Origin of the sequence: Mesorhizobium sp. M1334, assembly GCF_040317995.1 — a bacterium.
In the GTDB taxonomy this organism is placed as follows: Bacteria; Pseudomonadota; Alphaproteobacteria; order Rhizobiales; family Rhizobiaceae; genus Mesorhizobium.
Genome location: NZ_JAMYLM010000083.1, coordinates 1 through 618, shown reverse-complemented (window position 1 = coordinate 618; position 618 = coordinate 1). Strand labels below are relative to the sequence as shown.

At 60.7% G+C, this 618-nt stretch carries 1 protein-coding gene; it reads right to left on the bottom strand.

Annotated elements, in window-relative coordinates; all coding sequences use genetic code 11:
* Positions 1 to 618 (bottom strand): calcium-binding protein (locus NKH17_RS33350; RefSeq protein WP_502910660.1); only part of this gene is annotated, 618 nt, incomplete at both ends.

Below are 618 nucleotides of genomic sequence, written 5' to 3'. Positions count from 1 at the left end.
CCGTGCCGGAGGGATTCGTGGTAGCAAGAAGTTCGACCTGCGAGGCTGCCGAGTGCACAAGCGCAAAGCTTGCTGAGGCGAGCACCTTGTCGATACCACCGCCCACCGCCTCGAACACCCTGTCGCCGGCATTGTCTACATAGTACGTGTCGTTGCCGCCATAGCCGGTCATGGTATCGGCCCCACCCCCGCCGTTGATGACATTGGCGCCGGCATTGCCCTGGATAGTCTGGGCGAACGCATTGCCGGTCAGGTTGATCGCCGTGGTGCCGGACGGGCTGTTGGTGGCGAGAAGTTCGATCTCCGATCCGGCCGCAAGCGCATGACTTACGGAGGCGAATGCTTTATCGGTACCGCCGCCCGCAGCCTCAATCTCCTTATCGCGGACATCGTCGACATAATAGGTATCATTGCCGCCATAGCCGATCATCGTGTGGCCGCCGGCTCCGTGGAATACATCGTCGCCACTGGTGCCATATAAGGTGTCGCTTGTGTCGACGGGAGGCGGGGTGGTTCCGGTGGTAGCGAGGTTGTGCTCCCGGAAAACGGCTTGCAATTCGGAGGAGCTTTCAAGCGCGGTGTCGCCGTTCTGCGTTCCCCATTTGTAGGTGTAGTCGA